This is a genomic window from Mesorhizobium sp. M0898, from assembly GCF_040319695.1.
Taxonomy (GTDB): domain Bacteria; phylum Pseudomonadota; class Alphaproteobacteria; order Rhizobiales; family Rhizobiaceae; genus Mesorhizobium.
Window position 1 is genome coordinate 15,436 of the sequence record NZ_JAMYOE010000027.1, and the last position, 18,268, is coordinate 33,703.

Below are 18,268 nucleotides of genomic sequence, written 5' to 3' on the forward strand. Positions count from 1 at the left end.
TGCTGGCGGAACCCGAAAACGGTCGGCTATGACTGCGACCGCATATGCGCCATCATCAATTTCAATTGCTGTGGTCGAGGAATTGGAGTAGAAAGTAGCCGTTACAGCTTTCCTATCTACCGAGCCGCCGAGCCGCCGAGCCCTGCCAGGCCGGCGGCTTTGTCGTGAATGTTCATCGGACCACCTCACTGTGCCGCGGGCAAGCTGGTGAGATAGTTCTCGAGGTCTGATACCAAGATCAGCGTTCGTTTGCCGCTCTTTCTCTTCGGAACCGTACCAGCAGCGAGCAATTTGTAGAGTGAACTACGGCTGATGCCCGTCATCGCAACGGCTTCGTTGATAGTGGCGCTTAGCTTTGTCATGTTGTCCTGTTCCGTCTTATGGTTTCTAACGGGACAACAATCGATGAACAGAAATTCGCCGTCGAAATTGGCTATTTAGCCATCCTGAAAAAGTGGCGAATATTCTCTAACTCCTTGTGCCTGTTTACGTTTGAGGGTCGTTTCGGCCTTCCGCGCCCGCTAAATAGGCCTTTGACGCTAGGGTCAGAGAACGCTTGGCGCATTTTTTCCCGAGAGGGGCGCTCGTCCGCATCAAACAAGGATTGGATTTCCGACTGTGTCGGCAGGAAGAAGCCCCGCTTCTTCATCACTTCGGCTCCGCTTAGGATAGCGTTCACAAGCCGTGTTTTTGAATAGCTGGTGTTTGGCTTTTGCTGAAGAATGGCTTCGACGTGCGGGTCGGCTAGGGACGACTTTTCAATCGATATCATTTGCCATGTGGCCCGGGTCTCCCCAAATCCAGTCAGCGAACCGCCCATACCGAGTGCGTTTCGGTCAAGCCTTCCACCTTCATGGTCAACGAATTCCAGTAAGTGACCGCGATAGCCGTCCTCGACTCCGACGGCCAAAAGGGGCGGATCGTATTCAACGTAGGTCCACACTGATGCCGGGATGTCTTCCGGCAGTATCGCGCCAGGTCTTGTCCCCTTCGCGACCCAACGCCCAGTCCTTAGGCCGGCAACGATGAGCGCGGCGCCGCGCTCGATCATATCACCTTCTGTCGCCTGCCTGTACGTCACCGGCTTGCCGGCGTTTGCTAGGAACATGGCGGCTTCGAACAGCGACAAAGTCTGCTTGTTGAAATCTGGATCTTTGAAAACGACCACCGTTGCACCTTCGCATGGCACCTTTGGACCACAGGGAAGCCGGAGGTGCTGTACCGGCTTGTCGGATACCTCCTATCCCTGCGATCGATGAAGCTCTAGCCGACGCGCAAAGGCACCACCTTGTCGCCATCGCTTTCGGGAGGCATCAGGGGCACCACCGCCCCGGCGGACAGTTCGTCCAGTGCGTCAATGATGGCCGACGAATAATGCGTCTCGATCATCCGCGCGCTTGTGTCGTGCAGCGCTGCCACAAGGCGAACCGGCAAACCATTTCGAAGCTGGCGAACGATGGAAGAGTGCCGCAAAGCATAAGGGATGGTCCCGGCTGGAAGCTCTGCCAGCTTGACAATTTCAGCCCATGGCCGGGAGAGTTCCGAGGCGGTAATCCATGGCCCCCGACTGTCGCGGACCCAAACGGCTTTCTCGTGCCCCTTGTCCTGCTTATGCCGCCAGCGCTCCAGCAACGGTTCGCCCGGACGCCTGCCAGCGATTGCAGGCCGCAGCGCCGTCATGACATCCGCGCCCACGCGCACCGCACTGTGCGAAGCCTTTTTTACGCCGCGTCCCTTGTGACTGGTCGGAACCATCAGCCGGTTCTGCTGCACGTCCCCAACCGCCAAGCGCTTGACCTGGGAAAACCTTGCCCCTGTGGCGCTCAACACCAGGACGAGACGTAATAGATCCCCGTCCCATTCTTCGCGCTCGTCCACGGTCGCTGCGGCCATAATGGCGCGACGAATGTCAGAATCCGGCAAGGCCAACTTGTCGCGGGCGGTCGGGGTTTCCGCATGTGAAGCAGCGAGGCCATTCTTGATAATCAGCGGGATTTCAGCAGGGAGCCGCGCGCGATGCTTTGTCGCCGCTGCGTTCAAAGCGGCCTTCAAATCGTTGATGATGCGACGAACGGTTGTCGCGGCCAAATCACTGGATAAGCCATCGCGCCATTTCGAAAGGTCGCTCTCTTTCAACGAATGAAGCATTTTGCTGGCCAGCGGAGACGAGAGAACGTGGCGGGTCAGTCTCAAGCGAGCGTCACCCCGGCTTGCCTTTTCCCCGTCCCTGGCTACCTCGCGGGCTTCCTGTGCGACCAAATAGGCATCGATCGCCAGGCGCACGGTCGGGGCCGGGCCATCGACTGCCGCCAGATCGTCAGCGCGTTTGGTGGAAACGTGTCGGGCCGCCGCTGTCTTTGCTTGCTCGAATGTCAGACACGTTACGCCATCCGCCTCTAGTTTGCCATCATCCGCCGTACCAAGCGTTTCCTGCTTGTACTTCTGATCGCCCTGATACCAACGCACCAGCCAGCGCCCGCCGCGTTTCTGCTTCCGATAGCCAAGGTGAACGTCGGGGCTCAGTCCGCGCCAGTGCACCCCCTGGGGCAGGCCGGCGCGCGCATTGCGGGTTGTTAGCGCCGCCTCCGTCAATGTCTTGGCCAATGGGGGAATCACCAAACCGTCAAATATTCGTCAAATATACGCCCGTGCACAGCCTGACACAATGGGAGACGCTAGCTAAAGTATGGGTGAATCTTTGGGGAACAGAGATGAAACGGACGTGGACATTGGAGAACAGACTGAGACGTGCCCTATAATATGCAATTGCCCTCTCACGGCGGGAACAGGGGTTCGATTCCCCTTGGGCGTACCAAGTCTCTCCAAGCTCTCGGCAAACCATCAATCCGATCCATCGCCTTGGGTCGCGGCGGGTCTGGCTCATTGCCGCTTCTGGTGAAGCGGAGCTGATTGCATTAGCATTGCATCGTGGGTCTTGAGGCACAGCGTTAGCGGCGCGCAGAACGTCGCGCTGAACAGGGCAGTCGATGCCACGCGGGGAGGAGCCAGATACAGAAACTACAATCACAAGGCGTCCATCACGCTGGTCGGCACTGCCTGGAGCCGACCTGAGCTACAGCTGCCGGCGGCGGATCGTTTTGGCGAACTCGGCGAAGGCGCCTCTCCCTCGAAGGGTGGATGCCGGGAAGGCCCTTAGCACCGGCCAGCGAAAGCTGCGCGCGACGCGCATGGCTGGGCTCTAAACGCGCCATACTCCAGTTGCAGTATCGTAGCTTCTTTGCCGTTCGAATTTCTCTCAGTCATGGCTTCGCACGATACCAAGATATGCTGCGAACGACACATCCACGGCGGGCTCAACCATTCGATCTATTCCGGCAAGCCGAAAAGTGTTTGCGCGCCTGCTATTCCTCCGAGCGGATGACTGCCCATGGCGATCATCCGCTCGGTAGTTTCTGCCTCGAACACTGTCGACGCGAGCACCGTCCGTCCCAACGGCTTGCACAGCCCCTCGATGCGGCTGACAAGATTTACAGCCTTGCCGATCGCGGTGAAGTCCAACCTGCCGGCAGTGCCGATATTCCCCCAGAGTATCTCGCCGACATGCAGGCCAATGCCATATCCGAGCTCAGGGCCGCCATTGCGGCGCCGAGTTTGGTTGAGATGATCTATCCCGGCGCGCGTGGCCTTCACGGCGCGTACCGCCGCGTCACATGCGGCATTTGCATCGCGCTCGCCAATCGGGAAAATCGCGAGGACGCCATCACCTATAAACTTGAGAACCTCACCACCAAATGCGTGCACCGCGCCGGCGACGCAATCGAACCAGGCATCAAGTACCAATACGATCTCGTCTGCATCATGAACCTCGGATAGATCGGTGAAACCTCGAAGGTCCGCGCACAGAAGCGCAGCCCGTATCGTCTCTCCCTTTACTCGACGAGAATGACCGTTGAGCACATGTGCTGCACTGCGCTTTCCCAAATATGCCTCGAGCAATGCGCGTTTCGCGGACCGTTCTGCGAGTGCGGTCATCGGAGCCGCAGCAAACCGGGAGATTTGCCGCAGCAGCTCTGACTGCGCCTCATCCGGAGTATGATCGAACGCCCACACCAAAGTCGGTGCGACACCGCCCGCTCGCTCGTCGAACACGATCGCCCGCGTCGTGCCAAGCCACTCCCGCAGCACGAGCCGGGGATCGGCATTCTGGCGGTCGGCGCCTATCCCCAAAGCCTCGACCACTTCACCCCCAGGCGCTCGCCAGAGCCAGATGCGGCGTGAGATAATCGGGTCGGGAGCATCCTGCGCCAGCGCGCCGGCGATGATCGGCAAGCCGTCTTCAATCAAATGCGTTGAGAGCTGCAATAGAAGTCGCCCACCGTCGCCAATATGCGCGGCGTCGTCCAGAAGGAATGAAAGCGACTTTGCGAGAAGCATGGGTAGAAGGTCACTCGGCACCGGCTTATGCTTACGCCTCGAACATCTTCTTGCAACTCCCCACATTCGCTTCAATCATGCAGGTATTCGCTGCGGATGTGACCTGGAGTGAGCGATGGCGGAATCGGTTTACACAGAGATTGAGGTCGCGGCGCCACAAGCGACCGTGTTCGCGCTTTTGACGGATCCGGACCAGATTGTGCGATGGATCGGGACCGAAGCGAATTTGGATGCAACGCCGGGCGGTCTGTTCCTCGTCAATGTCGGTGGTCGCCATATGGCGCGCGGTGAGTTCACCGAGGTGATCCCGGTCCACCGTCTTGCCTACAGTTTTGGCTGGGAAGACAACGAGACCGTGCCGCCCGGCTCCAGTCATGTCGAGATCGACCTGATCGCGAGGGATGCGGGGACACTGATCCGCTTCACGCACAGCGGACTGCCGAACGCAAAGGAGCGTGACAGCCACCGAAGGGGATGGGAGCACTACCTCTCAAGGCTCAAGATCACTGCCGATGGGGGACATGTCGATCCCGACGTGCCGATGAAGAATATGTGATTTTCATCTAAGGGCCGCGGATGCCCGTAATCCGAACTAGGCGCGGCATGCGTCAACGAGGCCCCCTTTGACCTGCCGTCGCCAAACCGGCCGCTCGGGAAACCCAGCGACCTGCGGGCCGCCGCACCATTACAGCTGCCGGCGACGGGTCGTTTCAGCGAGCTCGGCGAAGGCGTCCGCGATCTCGGTGCCGCTCTTGGCGCCTGCGTGGAGTTCTTGAAACTCAGCGCTTCTGGCGCAACGCCTCGGATTGAATTAGCATCCGTTCATCAAAGCTCCGGCCGCACTCCTGCAGGATGCGGAATGCGGAGCGCAGGCGAGCGAGGCCGGGCGCGGTCACATGCCAAGCGCGACTGGGCATCCGAACTTCCGTTCGGCGGCAAGACGGCGTGGCCGGGAGGAGTCAGATGCAAAAGCTGCAATCGCAAGGTGTTCATCACATCACGCTGGTCGGGGCCGGGCGCCAGACTTCCATCGATTTCTGGGAGGGCGTGCTTGGCATGCCTTTCATCTTCGAGCAGCCCAATCTCGATAAGGCAAGCGAAAGCCATCTCTATTTCGATCCGGGCGACGGCCGGCTGATCACCGTCTTCACTGACGAGAGCCGCACGCCGGTCAAGCGGCGCACGCCGACCGATATGGGCTGTGTCCATCACATCGCCTTCGCGGTGTCGCGCGTCACCTTCCTGCAGGCGGTTGCCAGGCTCGACGAGCGCGCCATCAAGCACAGCGGCGTCAAGGATCGCGGCTTCATGGACTCGATCTACTTCGAGGATCCGCTCGGCCTGCTGATCGAACTCGCCTCCTACCGTTTCGAACCGCCGGCGGGCTTCACCCATGCCGACGTGCTGATGCAGGCGCACAAGATCCGCGTCGCGCGCGGCGACTACAACATCGCCGAAGTGCACCTTGCCGATGCGATCCAGGCGCTTGTCGAGCGCTCGCGCACGACCTTGTCGGAGGATCGCGCACCGAAAAATCCATACTGACGACACGCCGAACAAAGGGAGGATACAATGGCGAAGACAGCAACCAAGAGTGCCACGAAGCCCGCCGCCAAGGCAGCCAGGCCAGGAGCGGAGCCGGCGGCCAAAGCCGCCGCCAAGTCAGCGGCGAAAGTGGCAAAGCCGGCGGCCAAGGTCTCCGCCAAGAAGCTGGCGCCGAAGGCCAAGGCGAAACCGGCGAAAAAGCCCGCGCTCTCGCTCAGCATGCTGAAGCCCAGCGTCAACAATATGAGCGTTCGAGTGTTTGCACGCGCCGCCGGGCTCGATCATTCCGAGACCGACGTATGGGGTCTCACGCGCTCGCCCGAATACATGGCGCGAAACCCGGCCCATCTTACGCCGATGATCGAGGACAAGGGCCTGCCGAGAGGTGTCTTATGGGAAAGCTGCGCCATTATGCAGTACCTCGCCAACAAGCACGGGCTGGAGAAACTATATCCCAAGGCGCCGGCCAAGCGGGCAATGATCGACAGTGCCATGTTCTACCTGATCGGGACGCTCTACCCCTATGTGGCGCGCGCCACATATCCTGTGCTGAATTTCCCGCAATATGCCGGCGAGGTCGGCCACAGCGACGCCCACCCCGACAAGAAGTCGGAAGCCCAGAAGGCCGCTATAGAGGCGATAGCCGAGCCGCTGGAGGTGTTTCACAGCTTCTTCAGGAACGGCAAGCCGTTCATCGGCGGCAAGAACCCGTCGATCGCCGACATCCGCCTGGCGGCGACGCTCGAGTTCCTCGCCGTCATCGACTACGCGCTGCCCCAATGGGCAAAAGACTATATGGCGGCGATCGAGAAGAAGCTCGGCAAGGCCTATGCCGAGCCGGCCGGCGACGTGCGCGGCTATATCGCCTATGTGAGGTCGCAGGCCAACGCCTGAGTCACATGCCACTAGCGGTCGTCCGCACGTCTGCAGGAGCCGGTAATGAACTGGGGATTTTCTTAATCTCCCCTGTTTGCACGATGTGGGGAGCTTAAGGTTTCGTTAACCTAAACCCTTTCTACTGAATCCACCTCCAGCCCGCGACCACGGATGTACTGGCGCGGATGGGAAGCAAAGGTCGGCTGCGCGCCGGCCTTTTGCTTATTTCAGCCCCTGCCGAAGTTGCGCCAGACGGCGTTTCACGACGCCTGCATGGCTGATGAAACGCGTCGCCGCCATCTTGTCATCGCCGATGTGGGCCCTACCATCGAAGTAGTCCCGTCCTCGATGGCGGTTCAAGGACAGAGGCCCTGTCATGAAAAGCATTGCTGGAATGATGGTGATTGCAGGCGCCATGCTGGCGGGTGCAGCCGGTCAATCGAATGCAGCGACGCTCAACACCATGCCCGAGGTCGGGGCTGCCATCCAGGCGTGCTGGACCCCTCCGGCGAATGCCGGGAATTCCACCGTCACCCTGAGCTTCAGCTTCAGGCGCGATGGCACGCTGATCGGCCGGCCCAAGCCGACCGCCATCCGCGTCGCCGGCGAGGAGAAGACGCGCCAAGCTTTTGTCGACGCGGCGGTCGCGGCCGTGGACCATTGCCTGCCGTTGAGCTTTTCACCGGCGCTGGCTGAAGGCATCCCGGGCAAGGTGTTCACTCTGCAATTCAACTCGCCCAAACAAGAACAGGCTGCACCGCGAGTGAAGGCTTCGCCTTGATCTTTTCCGACAACCGGATTCCACTTTTCGGGACCTAATGCATGTCGCGCAAAAGCGTGCAGCGGTTTTGCGACAACGACATGCATTAGACAAGAACCTAAGCGCGTCGCATGACGCCCGGTCGACCGCGATGCGCTTTAGTGGCGCCTTCGTCTCGCCTCGACATGTCGCGCCAGTTCCGGCACCTCGAAGACATAGTCGCTCCAAGCCGATTCCGGTATCTGGCCGGCGAGATAGCACTCCAGCAAAAGCCTCTGCTCGTGGTCGAGTGGCCTCGGTGCGCGTTCATGGTCCAACCAAAGTGAATGGAACAGATTCCTGGTCAGGTCCGCGACAGTGAAGTGGATCGACATTTGCGGTCTCCTCCTTTGGCCGCTCAACGCCGATCCCAGGGCTAAGGTTTCAGCGACGGCCGGCCGGTAACGCCGGATTGATCGCGATGCCGAACCCGCCGCGCGCATCAAACTTCGCCGTGGCGGGCGTCCGCCGGCGTTGCTGCCGGTTCGTCTCAATCTTGAAATAAAAATGTAATATTGAATTTACACGAGTAGATCTAATACACTAGAGCTAAAGTCTCTGGTGGCGGTTTGATCTACTTCAATTAGGAAAAACTGATTTAGCTAGTACTTATCCATAGTCGACAAAGAAATCATGTTCTCGGTGCAACAAGGATAATGGTCGTTCCAATGACACGCTTCTGGCCCCTCACGATTCTGATGCTGGTGTCGGCAATAGCCGTTGCGCTCGGCACATCCTTCTCCTACGCGGATAGCTGCGGTGCCATCAGGAGCCAATTGCTTTCGGCGGGGCGCAGCGGCGGGACCAGCCCCGAGCTTGCCCAACTGCGCCGGCAACTCGCCGCGATTCAAAAGCTTGAGAGACAACGCAGATGCGCAGCGAAAACCGCCGGCTTCTTCTTCAATCCCTGCGCCGACCTGGTCAGCAGCAAGGCGGAGGTGCAACGGCAGATCGCCAGACTGTCGAATTCGAGCAGGGACACGTCCGGACTGAAGGCCAGGTTTGTCGCGCTGGGCTGCGCCGCCCCCGCTGCCAAGAAACAGCCGGCGCAGCAACGCCCGGCACCCAAGGCCCAGTCCGCAGGCACAACAATTGGCGGCAATCGGATGCTGTTTTGCGTTCGCTTGTCGGACGGATATTTCTTCCCCGCGCCAAAATCGCAGTTCGCCAAGAGCGACGATCTGAAGGAAACGGTCGATCAGTGTCGCTACATCTGCGACGATGCCGGCGTCGACCTCTATACGCTGAGCGACGCCACTCGCGAGACCGAGGAGATGGTCGCGCTCGAGTCGGGAAAACCCTATGTGGAGCTACCTGCCGCGTTCCGGTACCGCGACGACGCGAACTTCAAGGCCTGTGACGTCAAGCGCTATTACCAGCGCGTTGCCGAACTCAGGGCACGAACCGTGACACCGGCCAACATGAGCAACGCCATCATTCCGTTGCCGACCGCAAAGCCGGATCTTGGCGTCGTCGCGGAAATTCCTGAATCCGGGATCGAAACTGCCGGTGCGGCTCTCGCAGGGGCAAAAACGTCGGTTTTCGAGGTGCCAGGGACTGCCCAGCATCAGTCGATCGAGAAAGCGATCGGCGCGCGGCCGGTGAGAGTGGTCGGGCCGGCCTTTTTCCCGGCGGACTGACCAGGGCGGGCGATGTTCCGAGACGGCTGGCCGGATAGCCGCTTCAAGGCCTGGAGCCGTGCGCATCGACCGACGTCGGCTGGTTATTCGCAGACCATGCGGGCCCGTTTACCGGGCTCGCTGACATTCTTGCAAGTTAGCGGCTTCGTCGACTCCGGCGACAGCATGGGCGGGTTGTTGGTGACCCTCCTCCGAGGCGTTGCAACGGAAGCCGCGCTCCTGCGCACCGCCGGCCTTTTCGGCGTTTGCGGCGCCACTGGAAAGACGTCGGTCTCCAGTTGCGACTGTTCGGCTTGCGCCTGCGGCGAAGGCCTGTCCCAGAAACGGCGAACATCGAGCGGCTTGGGAATGATGACGGTGCCGTCATAGCTGCGCGCGCAGCCGCTTCCCAGAGGCAGCGCCAGGCACAGGAAGACAGGCAGAATCCGTCGAGACATCAGCAATACCCCTGCAAGCTTATAACGCTGCTTCGGCCTAACCGACAACCGGCGGAATAGGGCGAAGGGAGTAGATACCGTGAAGTAGAAGTCGTCGCACTTCCAGTGGAAGGCGTTGCTCGAAGATCGAGCGCCGGGTCGGGCGCGGATGGAGGTCCAGCGCGAGTTAGAACCTTGCGATTCGTCAACGCTTCCAGCGTAAGGCCATGGTGCGATCGCACCATACCAAAGCCGCGCTCAGTGGCGACAATGGGATATTCGAAGTTCCGCTCCTCCAGTTACGGGCGGGAGCAGCGACCGCCGGCAAGAAACAGGGTCAGATTTACCCCAACGGACCTGTTTCGGCGATGGCGCGGCCATGACACGTTCTGGCTGCATGCAACGCGCTCCCGTCCGGCTTTTTTCTTTTAAAGCCGGTGGCTGCGATCGCCGAGCAGACGATGCCGGCCGGAATTCACGCAAGCTGCTGATTCCAGCGGCAAACCGCGGCCCATGCCGACAAAAGCCCGCGGCCGCTCCTTCTTAACCCGGCTGGACGTCGTTACCGGAGCGACATGAAACTGTCATGCGACTGTAATAATCGGGGGCTATTGGCCTCAGCGGGCGCCGGAGGAATGGCGCCGAGAGACCATATTCCGAACAGGAGCAGGCCACATGAGACATTTCATCCGCTCGGCGGCCGTTGCGATTGCAATGGCTGCGGCGACGACCACCCTCACCCTGTCCGCCGCGCTCGCCGCGGACATCTCCGGCGCCGGCGCCACCTTCCCCTATCCGATCTATGCGAAGTGGGCCGACACCTACAAGAAAGACACCGGCGTTGGCCTTAACTACCAGTCGATCGGTTCCGGCGGCGGCATCAAGCAGATCAAGGCCAAGACCGTTACCTTCGGCGCTTCGGATGCGCCGCTCAAGGGCGACGAGCTTGAAGCGACCGGACTGGCTCAGTTCCCGATGGTGATGGGCGGCATCGTTCCCGTCGTCAATCTCGAAGGCATCAAGCCGGGCGAGTTGGTTCTCGACGGCCCGACGCTGGCCGACATCTTCCTCGGCAAGATCACGAGCTGGGATGACGAAGCGATCAAGAAGCTCAATCCCGACGTCAAGCTGCCTTCGCAGGCGATCGCGGTCGTTCACCGTTCCGATGGTTCGGGCACGACGTTCAACTTCACCTATTACCTCGGCGACGTCAGCGCGGTCTGGAAAGAAAAGGTCGGCGTCGACAAGGCCGTGGAATGGCCGGTCGGCATCGGCGCCAAGGGCAATGAGGGCGTTGCCAACAACGTCTCCCAGACCGGCGGCGCGATCGGTTATGTCGAATATGCCTACGCCAAGCAGAACAAGCTCACCCACACCGATATGATCAACAAGGACGGCAAGAAGGTCGAGCCCACCGCGGCGGGGTTCTCGGCGGCAGCGGCCAATGCCGACTGGAGCTCGCAGCCGGGCTATGGCGTCATCCTCGCCAACGAGCCGGGCGCCGAGTCCTGGCCGATGACGGCGGCAACGTGGATCCTGCTCTACAAGAAGCCGGATGATGCCGCGACCACCGGCGAAGCGCTCAAATTCTTCGCCTGGGCATACGACAAGGGCGACGAGATGGCCGGCGAGCTGGACTACGTTCCGATGCCCGACAAGGTGGTTGAGAGCGTCAAGGCCATGTGGGCCAAGGAAGTCGTCGGCGACGACGGCAAGCCGCTCTACTCGGCTATGTAATCTCCTCCAGGGAGGGCGTCGATGGCGCCCTCCCTGTTGCCTTTAATCGCGAGGACCCAATGACCATCGCTTCCGATGCCATGCCATCATCTGCAGCAGCCCGGGCCAGGGAAGCTACTGTGCGGCGCTTCGCGCTCACAGATGCCATATTTCGCGGACTCACCCGCGCTTCCGCAATCCTTGTGCTGGTCATCCTCGGCGGTGTCGCCATCTCGCTGTTTGCCGGCTCATGGCAGGCGCTGTCGTCGTTCGGTTTTTCTTTCCTGACGACTGAGAGCTGGAATCCCGTTACGGAAAAATTTGGCGCACTGGCGCCGATCTACGGCACCCTGGTGACGGCGGCCATTGCCATCCTGATCGCGGTTCCGATCGGCATCGGCATTGCAATCTTTCTCACCGAGCTCTGCCCGCGCCCGCTCAGGCGCCCGATCGGCATAGCGGTCGAGCTGTTGGCCGGCATTCCTTCGATCATCTACGGCATCTGGGGCCTGTTCGTGTTCGCGCCGTTCCTGCAGACGACGATACAGCCCTTCATCATCAACATCTTCCACGGCGTGCCGGGACTATCCAGCCTTTTCGCTGGCCCTCCTTACGGCATCGGCCTTCTGACCTCGGCGCTGATCCTCGCCATCATGGTGCTGCCCTTCATCACCTCGATCACCAAGGACGTCTTCGATACGGTGCCGGCGGTGCTGAAGGAATCGGCCTATGGCATCGGTTGCACGACCTGGGAAGTGACCCGGCGCGTGGTCATTCCCTATACCCGCATCGGCATCATGGGCGGCGTCATGCTTGGCCTCGGCCGGGCGCTCGGCGAGACCATGGCGGTGACCTTCGTCATCGGCAACGCACATCGCATCAGTGCCTCCCTGTTCGCGCCGGGCACGACAATCTCGGCGACCATCGCCAATGAATTCACCGAGGCCGACGGCGACCTCTACACCTCCTCGCTGGTTTCGCTCGGCCTGATCCTCTTCGTCATCACCTTCCTGATCCTTGCCGCCGCCCGCTATATGCTGATGCGGATCGACGCCCGTACGGGAGCCTGACCGATGTCGACATCCTCATCGCTCCACAGCCGCCGCAAAGCCAGGAATTCGGTGATGATGGCGCTTTGCGTCGTCGCCGCGGGCATCGGGCTTGCCTGGCTGGCGCTCATTCTCGGCGCACTGGTCTATAAGGGCACAGCTGGGCTTTCGCTCGCGGTCTTCACCGAGATGACGCCACCACCGGGCGAGGCCGGCGGCTTGCTCAATGCCATCACGGGCAGCCTGCTGATGACGATCATCGCCGTTGTCGTCGGCACGCCGATCGGCGTGCTGGCGGGAACCTACATGGCCGAGTATGGACGCTTTTCGCGCATCACCACCGTCGTCCGCTTCATCAACGACATCCTGTTGTCGGCGCCGTCGATCATCATCGGCTTGTTTGTCTATGAGCTGATGGTGCGGCCAATGGGACATTTCTCGGCCATTGCCGGCGCCGTTGCGCTTGCCATCCTGGTCATTCCGGTGGTCGTGCGCACCACTGAAGACATGCTCAACCTGGTGCCGAACGCGTTGCGTGAAGCCGGTGCCGCGATCGGCGCGCCGCGCTGGGTGGTGATCCGTTCCGTCGCCTACCGCGCCGCATTGTCCGGCATCGTCACCGGCATATTGCTGGCGATAGCACGCATTTCCGGCGAGACGGCGCCGCTGCTCTTCACCGCGCTCAATAACCAGTTCTGGAGCAGCAATATCAACGCGCCGATGGCCAGCCTGCCGGTGACCATCTTCCAGTTCGCTCTCAGCCCTTACGAGGAATGGCAGCAACTGGCGTGGACCGGCGCACTCATAATCACCCTGACGGTTCTGGGCTTGAGCATCCTCGCCCGCAGCCTTACCGGACGCAGAGAGGACAGATGACACAGATGTTGTCCCCAGACATGACGATGGCCGAAACGGTCGCCGAGAAGACGAAGATCGAGGTCAAGAATCTCAACTTCTACTACGGCCAGAGCAAGGCGCTGAAGGACATCAGCCTGTCGCTGCCTGAGCGCAGTGTCACGGCCTTCATCGGCCCTTCGGGCTGCGGGAAATCGACGCTGCTGCGTGTATTCAACCGCATCTATGAGCTCTACCCAAAACAGACGGCCGAGGGCCAGGTGCTGCTCGACGGCAAGAACATTCTCGACCGGTCGCAGGATCTCAACCTCCTCAGGACCAAGATCGGCATGGTGTTCCAGAAGCCGACGCCGTTCCCGATGTCGATCTACGAGAACATCGCCTTCGGCGTCAGGCTCTACGAGAACCTCGGCAAGTCCGAGATGGACGGCCGCGTCGAACAGGCGTTGAAGCGCGCCGCGCTGTGGAGCGAGGTCAAGGACAAGCTCAACGCCAGCGGCTTGAGCCTATCCGGCGGCCAGCAGCAGCGGCTCTGTATCGCCCGCACCGTGGCCGTGAAGCCGGAAGTCATTCTGCTCGACGAACCGGCTTCGGCCCTCGACCCGCTGTCGACTGCCAAGATCGAGGAACTGATCGACGAATTGCAAGCCGACTACACGATCGTCATCGTCACCCACAACATGCAGCAGGCGGCGCGCGTGTCGCGCCAGACGGCCTTCATGTATCTGGGTGAACTGGTCGAGTTCGACCGGACCGAGAAGATCTTCACGTCGCCCCGCGAGAAGCGCACGCAGGACTACATCACTGGCCGCTTCGGCTGAGCCGTTCCGATCATGCATATGAGGACAGGACCATGGGCGAACACACAGTCGCTTCTTTCGACGAGGATCTCGAGCAGATCAGCAAGCTGATCCGCAACATGGCCGACCTCGCCGGTTCGATGGTCGGCGGGGCGACCAAGGCGCTGTTGAATTCCGACAACGTGCTGGCGCAACGCGTCGTTTCCGACGACGCCATCATGGATGCGCGTCAACGCGAACTGGACGACCGCGCCATCACCCTGATCGCCAAACGCCAGCCGATGGCCCACGATCTTCGCCATGTGGTCGGAGCGATCCGCATGGCGGGCGACCTCGAACGCATCGGCGACCTTGCCAAGAATATCGCCAAGCGCGTGAGTGCGGTCGGCCTCAGCGCCACGCCGCGGGACCTGTCGCATTCCATCGACGCGATGGCGCAGTTGGTTCTCATCCAGGTGCAGGGTGTCATCGAGGAATATGCTGCAGGCGATGCGGCCGCGTTGGCCAAGCTTCGTGCCGCCGACGAGCGCATCGACGTTAAATACACGTCCGTGTTCCGCGAGCTGTTGACCTACATGATGGAAGATCCGCGCAACATCACCGCTTGCACGCACCTGCTGTTCTGCGCCAAGAATCTGGAGCGGATCGGCGACCATGTCACCAACATCGCCGAAAATGCGTATTATGTGCTGACCGGCGAGCAATTGCCGGTCAATCGTCCGAAGCAGGACGAAACGACAATGTCCGCACCGGTGACATGATGGGGGTGCCCAGCCGATGATCGCACCACGCATAATGGTGGTGGAGGACGAGGAGCCGTTGGGTGTGCTGCTCCGCTACAATCTCGAATCCGAAGGCTACCAGGTCGAGGTGGTGACACGCGGCGACGAAGCCGAGATCCGTTTGCAGGAGAATGTGCCCGACCTTTTGGTGCTCGACTGGATGATACCAGCGGTTTCCGGCATCGAGCTCTGTCGTCGGTTGCGGGTGCGCCCCGAAACCGAGCGGCTGCCGATCATCATGCTGACCGCGCGCGGCGAGGAGAGCGACCGGGTGCGCGGTCTTTCGACCGGCGCCGACGACTATCTGGTCAAGCCGTTTTCGACACCGGAATTCATGGCCAGGGTCAAGGCGCTGCTGCGGCGCGCCAAGCCGGAAGTGCTGTCCAGCGTGCTGAAGGTCGGCGACATCGTGCTCGATCGCGAATCGCACAGGGTCTATCGCAAGAAGAGCGAAATCAGGCTCGGACCGACCGAATTCCGGCTGCTCGAGTTCATGATGCGGCATCCGGGCCGTGTCTTCTCGCGCAGCCAGTTACTCGATAATGTCTGGGGGGAGACAATCTACATCGACGAACGCACCGTCGACGTGCATGTCGGGCGGCTGCGCAAAGCCGTCAACAACGGCCGGATGCCGGATGTCATCCGCACCATCCGCGGCGCCGGCTATGCGATCAGGGAAGATTGACCCGCCTGGTCAGGCTACGTTCTTTCTGACGCTGGGCCTCATTTGCGCGCCCGGCGCGAAAATCTCCTGGTCGACGAAGCTTAACGCCCGCATCGCGCAGCCTTCGCGGATCAGAGGCAATTCGTTCGGCTCTGTATCGAAGGAGATCGAGCCTGAATGCTGGCCGCCGGCGGTCTGGGCGATTGCCTTCCGCAAGGCCGGCTCGATCAGATCGAAGGCGGCGGCACTGGCGCCGACCATCGCGACCGGTGCCGGATCGATCAGCGCGAACAGCGAGCCGAGACCGAAACCCAGCGCTTCGCCGGCCTTGCGGTAGGCCTCGCGTTCCGGCCCATCTTTCTCGCGCGCCCGGGCCGCCAGTGCGCGCATGTCGGCGTCGCTGACGTCGGCGACCGGTTCGCTGTCTTCGCTCATCTGCCTGGCGTTGCGCCAGATGGCGTAGTTGCCGGCATACGCCTCGATGCAGCCGCGCCGCCCGCAACGGCAGAGCGCGCCGCCCGGACGATGGATCATGTGGCCAAATTCGCCGCCCGAGGAATGCGTCCCGGTGAACAGTTCGCCCTTCAGCACCAGCCCCATGCCGATGCCATGCGAAAGCAGGATGGCGATGAAGTCATCGCGATAGCGATCCGGATTGCGCCAGCGCAAAGCCACCGCCATCATGTTGCAGTCGTTCTCCACCGTTGCCGGGATGCCGAATTCGTCCTCCAGCATGTCGGCAAAGGCGATGTCGGTCTGCGGCGTGATCGGCGACCACAGCATGGCGCGTGCAGGGGAGTCGGTAATGCCCTGAATCGCCAGGGCGATGCGGGCGACACTGCGGACGTCAAGATCTGGATCCTGCAGCCGGCGCCGGACGATGGCCATGCATTCACGGATCAGCTCGTCGCGCGGCATAGTCAGCGTGTCCAGCCGGCGCTGTTCCTCGGCGACCACCTGTCCCGTGTAGTCGATAATGGCGGCCGAAAGGAAATTCAGCGACAACACCACAGTCAGCACCGCCGCCGCTTCCGGGTTGAGGGCGAGGCCGACTTGCGGACGACCGCGTTTCAACGAAACGGGCTCACTTGGCTTGCTCTCGGCGAGGATGCCTTCCCGTATCAGGTCGGAAGAAATCGCCGATATGGTCGAATGACTGAGGCCGGTGGTAGCTGCGATCTCAGTACGCGATGGCTGGCCGGCCCGGCGCACCGCCGAGATCACCATCGCCCGGTTGCGCCGGCGCAAATCGTCATGGCGGATTCCGACCGACATTGTTTTGCTTTCCTCCCGGTTGCCGCGGCCGCTCATGAACCGGAAGCCGTCGGTAATGTCCGACAAATAGTGTCGGATGAGGCAAATAGTGTCAGATGCAGGTGGCGCTGTCATCGTTTATTCCGACGCTCGAAAAAACTCGCAGAGTCATCAAAATCCATCAGAATCGATGTTGACAGCAGCCGGAGATCGGGCCAGTATTTTTTCGAGGCTCGAAAAAATTAGAGCTTCTAAGCTGGTCTTTGAGCCAATTGGTCACGCCGTACGCGGCGCAGGGAGGATATGATGAAGAAATTCACGACCGCCATTCTGGCGGGTGTCGCCATGACGCTGGCGCTGGCGTCGGTGGCGCAGGCTAAAGACAAGGTCATCGGCGTTTCCTGGTCGAACTTCCAGGAAGAGCGCTGGAAGACCGACGAGGCCGCAATGAAGGCGGCCATCGAGGCCGCAGGCGACAAGTATATTTCCGCCGACGCACAGTCCAACCCCGGCAAGCAGCTCACCGACGTCGAGAGCCTGATCTCGCAGGGCGCCAACGCACTGATCATCCTGGCGCAGGACGCCTCGGCCATCGGGCCGGCCGTGCAAAAGGCGCTGGACGAAGGTATTCCGGTTGTCGGCTACGACCGGCTGATCGAGAACAAGGACGTCTTTTACCTGACCTTCGACAACAAGGAAGTCGGCCGCATGCAGGCCCGGGAAGTCTTCAAGGTGAAGCCGGAAGGCAACTATGTCTTCATCAAGGGTTCGGGTTCCGATCCGAATGCCGATTTCCTGTTTGCCGGTTCGATGGAGGTGCTGAAGGCGGCAATAGACAGCGGCAAGATCAAGAATGTCGGCGAGGCCTATACCGACGGCTGGCTGCCGGCCAACGCTCAGAAGAACATGGAACAGTTCCTGACCGCCAACGACAACAAGGTCGATGCCGTGGTCGCGGCCAATGACGGCACTGCCGGCGGCGTCGTCGCCGCGCTGACAGCGCAAGGGCTGGCCGGATCGGTTCCGGTTTCGGGCCAGGACGGCGACCACGCCGCGCTGAACCGCATCGCGCTCGGCACACAGACCGTGTCGGTGTGGAAGGATGCGCGCGAGCTCGGCAAGAATGCCGCCGAGATCGCCTCGCAGCTGGCCGACGGCAAGCAGATGACCGACATTGCCGGCGTGAAGGATTTCACCACGCCCGGCGGCAATACCGTCAAGTCGCTGTTCCTGACCCCGGTCGCCATCACCAAGGACAACCTCAACGTCGTCATCGACGCCGGCTGGATCAAGAAAGAAGAGGTCTGCGCCGGCGTGACGGCTGGCACTGTTGCAGTCTGCAACTGAGCCGACGTTTCCGAGAAGTCCGAACGCCGCGGCCGCTCGCCGCGGCGTTTTTCAACAAGAGTTGTTTTTCCGCTTCCGGCGGATAACTTCTAGGCTGCTTCCGGCATCCGCGGCAGACGGCAACCCGGCG

The 18,268-nt window shown here is 61.1% G+C and carries 19 protein-coding genes; 12 read left to right on the forward strand and 7 right to left on the reverse strand.

What is annotated here, in order from left to right; all coding sequences use genetic code 11:
• Nucleotides 1-185: 185 nt before the first annotated feature.
• The 4 genes from NKH90_RS23625 to NKH90_RS23640 form a co-directional block, all read right to left on the reverse strand.
• Nucleotides 186-362 (reverse strand): helix-turn-helix transcriptional regulator, encoded by a 177-nt coding sequence (locus NKH90_RS23625; protein ID WP_352821281.1) that lies wholly within the window; start codon nt 360-362, stop codon nt 186-188.
• Between the two features lie 71 nt (nt 363-433).
• Nucleotides 434-1,168, reverse strand: coding sequence for a hypothetical protein (locus NKH90_RS23630; protein ID WP_352821284.1), 735 nt, complete (start codon nt 1,166-1,168; stop codon nt 434-436).
• A 95-nt stretch (nt 1,169-1,263) separates the two neighbouring features.
• A complete protein-coding gene (locus NKH90_RS23635; RefSeq protein WP_352821286.1) occupies nt 1,264-2,604 on the reverse strand; it encodes a site-specific integrase in 1,341 nt (446 codons plus the stop codon).
• A gap of 723 nt (nt 2,605-3,327) precedes the next feature.
• A complete protein-coding gene (locus NKH90_RS23640) occupies nt 3,328-4,395 on the reverse strand; it encodes an adenylate/guanylate cyclase domain-containing protein (RefSeq protein WP_352703759.1) in 1,068 nt (355 codons plus the stop codon).
• Between the two features lie 115 nt (nt 4,396-4,510).
• Here NKH90_RS23640 and NKH90_RS23645 point away from each other — a divergent pair, with 115 nt between their 5' ends.
• The 4 genes from NKH90_RS23645 to tolA all read left to right on the forward strand — a co-directional run bounded on the left by NKH90_RS23645 (nt 4,511) and on the right by tolA (nt 7,597).
• Nucleotides 4,511-4,951, forward strand: a complete 441-nt coding sequence (locus NKH90_RS23645) for an SRPBCC family protein (RefSeq protein WP_008873905.1) — start codon at nt 4,511-4,513, stop codon at nt 4,949-4,951.
• 407 nt (nt 4,952-5,358) lie between these two features.
• A complete protein-coding gene (locus NKH90_RS23650; protein WP_352821288.1) occupies nt 5,359-5,940 on the forward strand; it encodes a VOC family protein in 582 nt (193 codons plus the stop codon).
• Between the two features lie 27 nt (nt 5,941-5,967).
• On the forward strand, nt 5,968-6,834 hold the full coding sequence (locus NKH90_RS23655; protein ID WP_352821290.1) for a glutathione S-transferase family protein: 867 nt from the start codon (nt 5,968-5,970) through the stop codon (nt 6,832-6,834).
• Between the two features lie 358 nt (nt 6,835-7,192).
• The gene (gene tolA, locus NKH90_RS23660) at nt 7,193-7,597 is read left to right on the forward strand and encodes a cell envelope integrity protein TolA (RefSeq protein WP_352471136.1); all 405 of its coding nucleotides are present in this window, start codon (nt 7,193-7,195) and stop codon (nt 7,595-7,597) included.
• A 137-nt stretch (nt 7,598-7,734) separates the two neighbouring features.
• Here tolA and NKH90_RS23665 read toward each other — a convergent pair whose 3' ends face one another.
• Nucleotides 7,735-7,950, reverse strand: a complete 216-nt coding sequence (locus NKH90_RS23665; protein WP_352768213.1) for a hypothetical protein — start codon at nt 7,948-7,950, stop codon at nt 7,735-7,737.
• A 333-nt stretch (nt 7,951-8,283) separates the two neighbouring features.
• Here NKH90_RS23665 and NKH90_RS23670 point away from each other — a divergent pair, with 333 nt between their 5' ends.
• Complete coding sequence (locus NKH90_RS23670; protein WP_352540242.1) at nt 8,284-9,255, forward strand: DUF2865 domain-containing protein; 972 nt, start codon at nt 8,284-8,286, stop codon at nt 9,253-9,255.
• An 83-nt stretch (nt 9,256-9,338) separates the two neighbouring features.
• On the opposite strand, the gene NKH90_RS23675 is transcribed toward NKH90_RS23670, so the two are convergent.
• On the reverse strand, nt 9,339-9,692 hold the full coding sequence (locus NKH90_RS23675; RefSeq protein ID WP_352540241.1) for a hypothetical protein: 354 nt from the start codon (nt 9,690-9,692) through the stop codon (nt 9,339-9,341).
• Between the two features lie 654 nt (nt 9,693-10,346).
• Here NKH90_RS23675 and pstS point away from each other — a divergent pair.
• From pstS to phoB, 6 genes are read left to right on the forward strand one after another with little or no spacing between them, the layout of a single operon-like run.
• Entirely contained in the window at nt 10,347-11,408 is a 1,062-nt protein-coding gene (gene pstS, locus NKH90_RS23680; RefSeq protein WP_352685935.1) for a phosphate ABC transporter substrate-binding protein PstS, read from the forward strand.
• 59 nt (nt 11,409-11,467) lie between these two features.
• Nucleotides 11,468-12,457, forward strand: a complete 990-nt coding sequence (pstC, locus tag NKH90_RS23685; RefSeq protein ID WP_352634128.1) for a phosphate ABC transporter permease subunit PstC — start codon at nt 11,468-11,470, stop codon at nt 12,455-12,457.
• A 3-nt stretch (nt 12,458-12,460) separates the two neighbouring features.
• Entirely contained in the window at nt 12,461-13,312 is an 852-nt protein-coding gene (gene pstA, locus NKH90_RS23690; protein WP_352613520.1) for a phosphate ABC transporter permease PstA, read from the forward strand.
• Nucleotides 13,309-14,112, forward strand: coding sequence for a phosphate ABC transporter ATP-binding protein PstB (gene pstB / locus NKH90_RS23695; protein WP_352451144.1), 804 nt, complete (start codon nt 13,309-13,311; stop codon nt 14,110-14,112). Before pstA ends, pstB begins: the two co-directional genes overlap by 4 nt.
• A gap of 32 nt (nt 14,113-14,144) precedes the next feature.
• Nucleotides 14,145-14,852 carry a phosphate signaling complex protein PhoU gene (gene phoU / locus NKH90_RS23700; protein ID WP_352821293.1) on the forward strand — a complete coding sequence of 236 codons (708 nt, stop codon included), beginning with the start codon at nt 14,145-14,147 and terminating at the stop codon, nt 14,850-14,852.
• Nucleotides 14,853-14,868: 16 nt separating this feature from the next.
• Nucleotides 14,869-15,558: a phosphate regulon transcriptional regulator PhoB gene (gene phoB, locus NKH90_RS23705; RefSeq protein WP_031212149.1), complete on the forward strand. Its 690-nt coding sequence runs from the start codon at nt 14,869-14,871 to the stop codon at nt 15,556-15,558.
• 9 nt (nt 15,559-15,567) lie between these two features.
• Here phoB and NKH90_RS23710 read toward each other — a convergent pair whose 3' ends face one another.
• Complete coding sequence (locus NKH90_RS23710; protein WP_352685931.1) at nt 15,568-16,812, reverse strand: ROK family protein; 1,245 nt, start codon at nt 16,810-16,812, stop codon at nt 15,568-15,570.
• Between the two features lie 285 nt (nt 16,813-17,097).
• On the opposite strand from NKH90_RS23710, the gene xylF reads away from it, so the two are divergent.
• Nucleotides 17,098-18,138, forward strand: a complete 1,041-nt coding sequence (gene xylF / locus NKH90_RS23715) for a D-xylose ABC transporter substrate-binding protein (RefSeq protein ID WP_352685929.1) — start codon at nt 17,098-17,100, stop codon at nt 18,136-18,138.
• The last annotated feature ends 130 nt before the right edge of the window (nt 18,139-18,268 follow it).

Coding starts and splice junctions, on each gene's coding strand:
- NKH90_RS23625 (WP_352821281.1), bottom strand. CDS start 362: ATGACAAAGCTAAGCGCCACTATCAACGAAGCCGTTGCGATGACGGGC.
- NKH90_RS23640 (WP_352703759.1), bottom strand. CDS start 4,395: ATGCTTCTCGCAAAGTCGCTTTCATTCCTTCTGGACGACGCCGCGCAT.
- NKH90_RS23645 (WP_008873905.1), top strand. CDS start 4,511: ATGGCGGAATCGGTTTACACAGAGATTGAGGTCGCGGCGCCACAAGCG.
- NKH90_RS23650 (WP_352821288.1), top strand. CDS start 5,359: ATGCAAAAGCTGCAATCGCAAGGTGTTCATCACATCACGCTGGTCGGG.
- NKH90_RS23655 (WP_352821290.1), top strand. CDS start 5,968: ATGGCGAAGACAGCAACCAAGAGTGCCACGAAGCCCGCCGCCAAGGCA.
- tolA (WP_352471136.1), top strand. CDS start 7,193: ATGAAAAGCATTGCTGGAATGATGGTGATTGCAGGCGCCATGCTGGCG.
- NKH90_RS23665 (WP_352768213.1), bottom strand. CDS start 7,950: ATGTCGATCCACTTCACTGTCGCGGACCTGACCAGGAATCTGTTCCAT.
- NKH90_RS23670 (WP_352540242.1), top strand. CDS start 8,284: ATGACACGCTTCTGGCCCCTCACGATTCTGATGCTGGTGTCGGCAATA.
- NKH90_RS23675 (WP_352540241.1), bottom strand. CDS start 9,692: ATGTCTCGACGGATTCTGCCTGTCTTCCTGTGCCTGGCGCTGCCTCTG.
- pstS (WP_352685935.1), top strand. CDS start 10,347: ATGAGACATTTCATCCGCTCGGCGGCCGTTGCGATTGCAATGGCTGCG.
- pstC (WP_352634128.1), top strand. CDS start 11,468: ATGACCATCGCTTCCGATGCCATGCCATCATCTGCAGCAGCCCGGGCC.
- pstA (WP_352613520.1), top strand. CDS start 12,461: ATGTCGACATCCTCATCGCTCCACAGCCGCCGCAAAGCCAGGAATTCG.
- pstB (WP_352451144.1), top strand. CDS start 13,309: ATGACACAGATGTTGTCCCCAGACATGACGATGGCCGAAACGGTCGCC.
- phoU (WP_352821293.1), top strand. CDS start 14,145: ATGGGCGAACACACAGTCGCTTCTTTCGACGAGGATCTCGAGCAGATC.
- phoB (WP_031212149.1), top strand. CDS start 14,869: ATGATCGCACCACGCATAATGGTGGTGGAGGACGAGGAGCCGTTGGGT.
- NKH90_RS23710 (WP_352685931.1), bottom strand. CDS start 16,812: ATGTCGGTCGGAATCCGCCATGACGATTTGCGCCGGCGCAACCGGGCG.
- xylF (WP_352685929.1), top strand. CDS start 17,098: ATGAAGAAATTCACGACCGCCATTCTGGCGGGTGTCGCCATGACGCTG.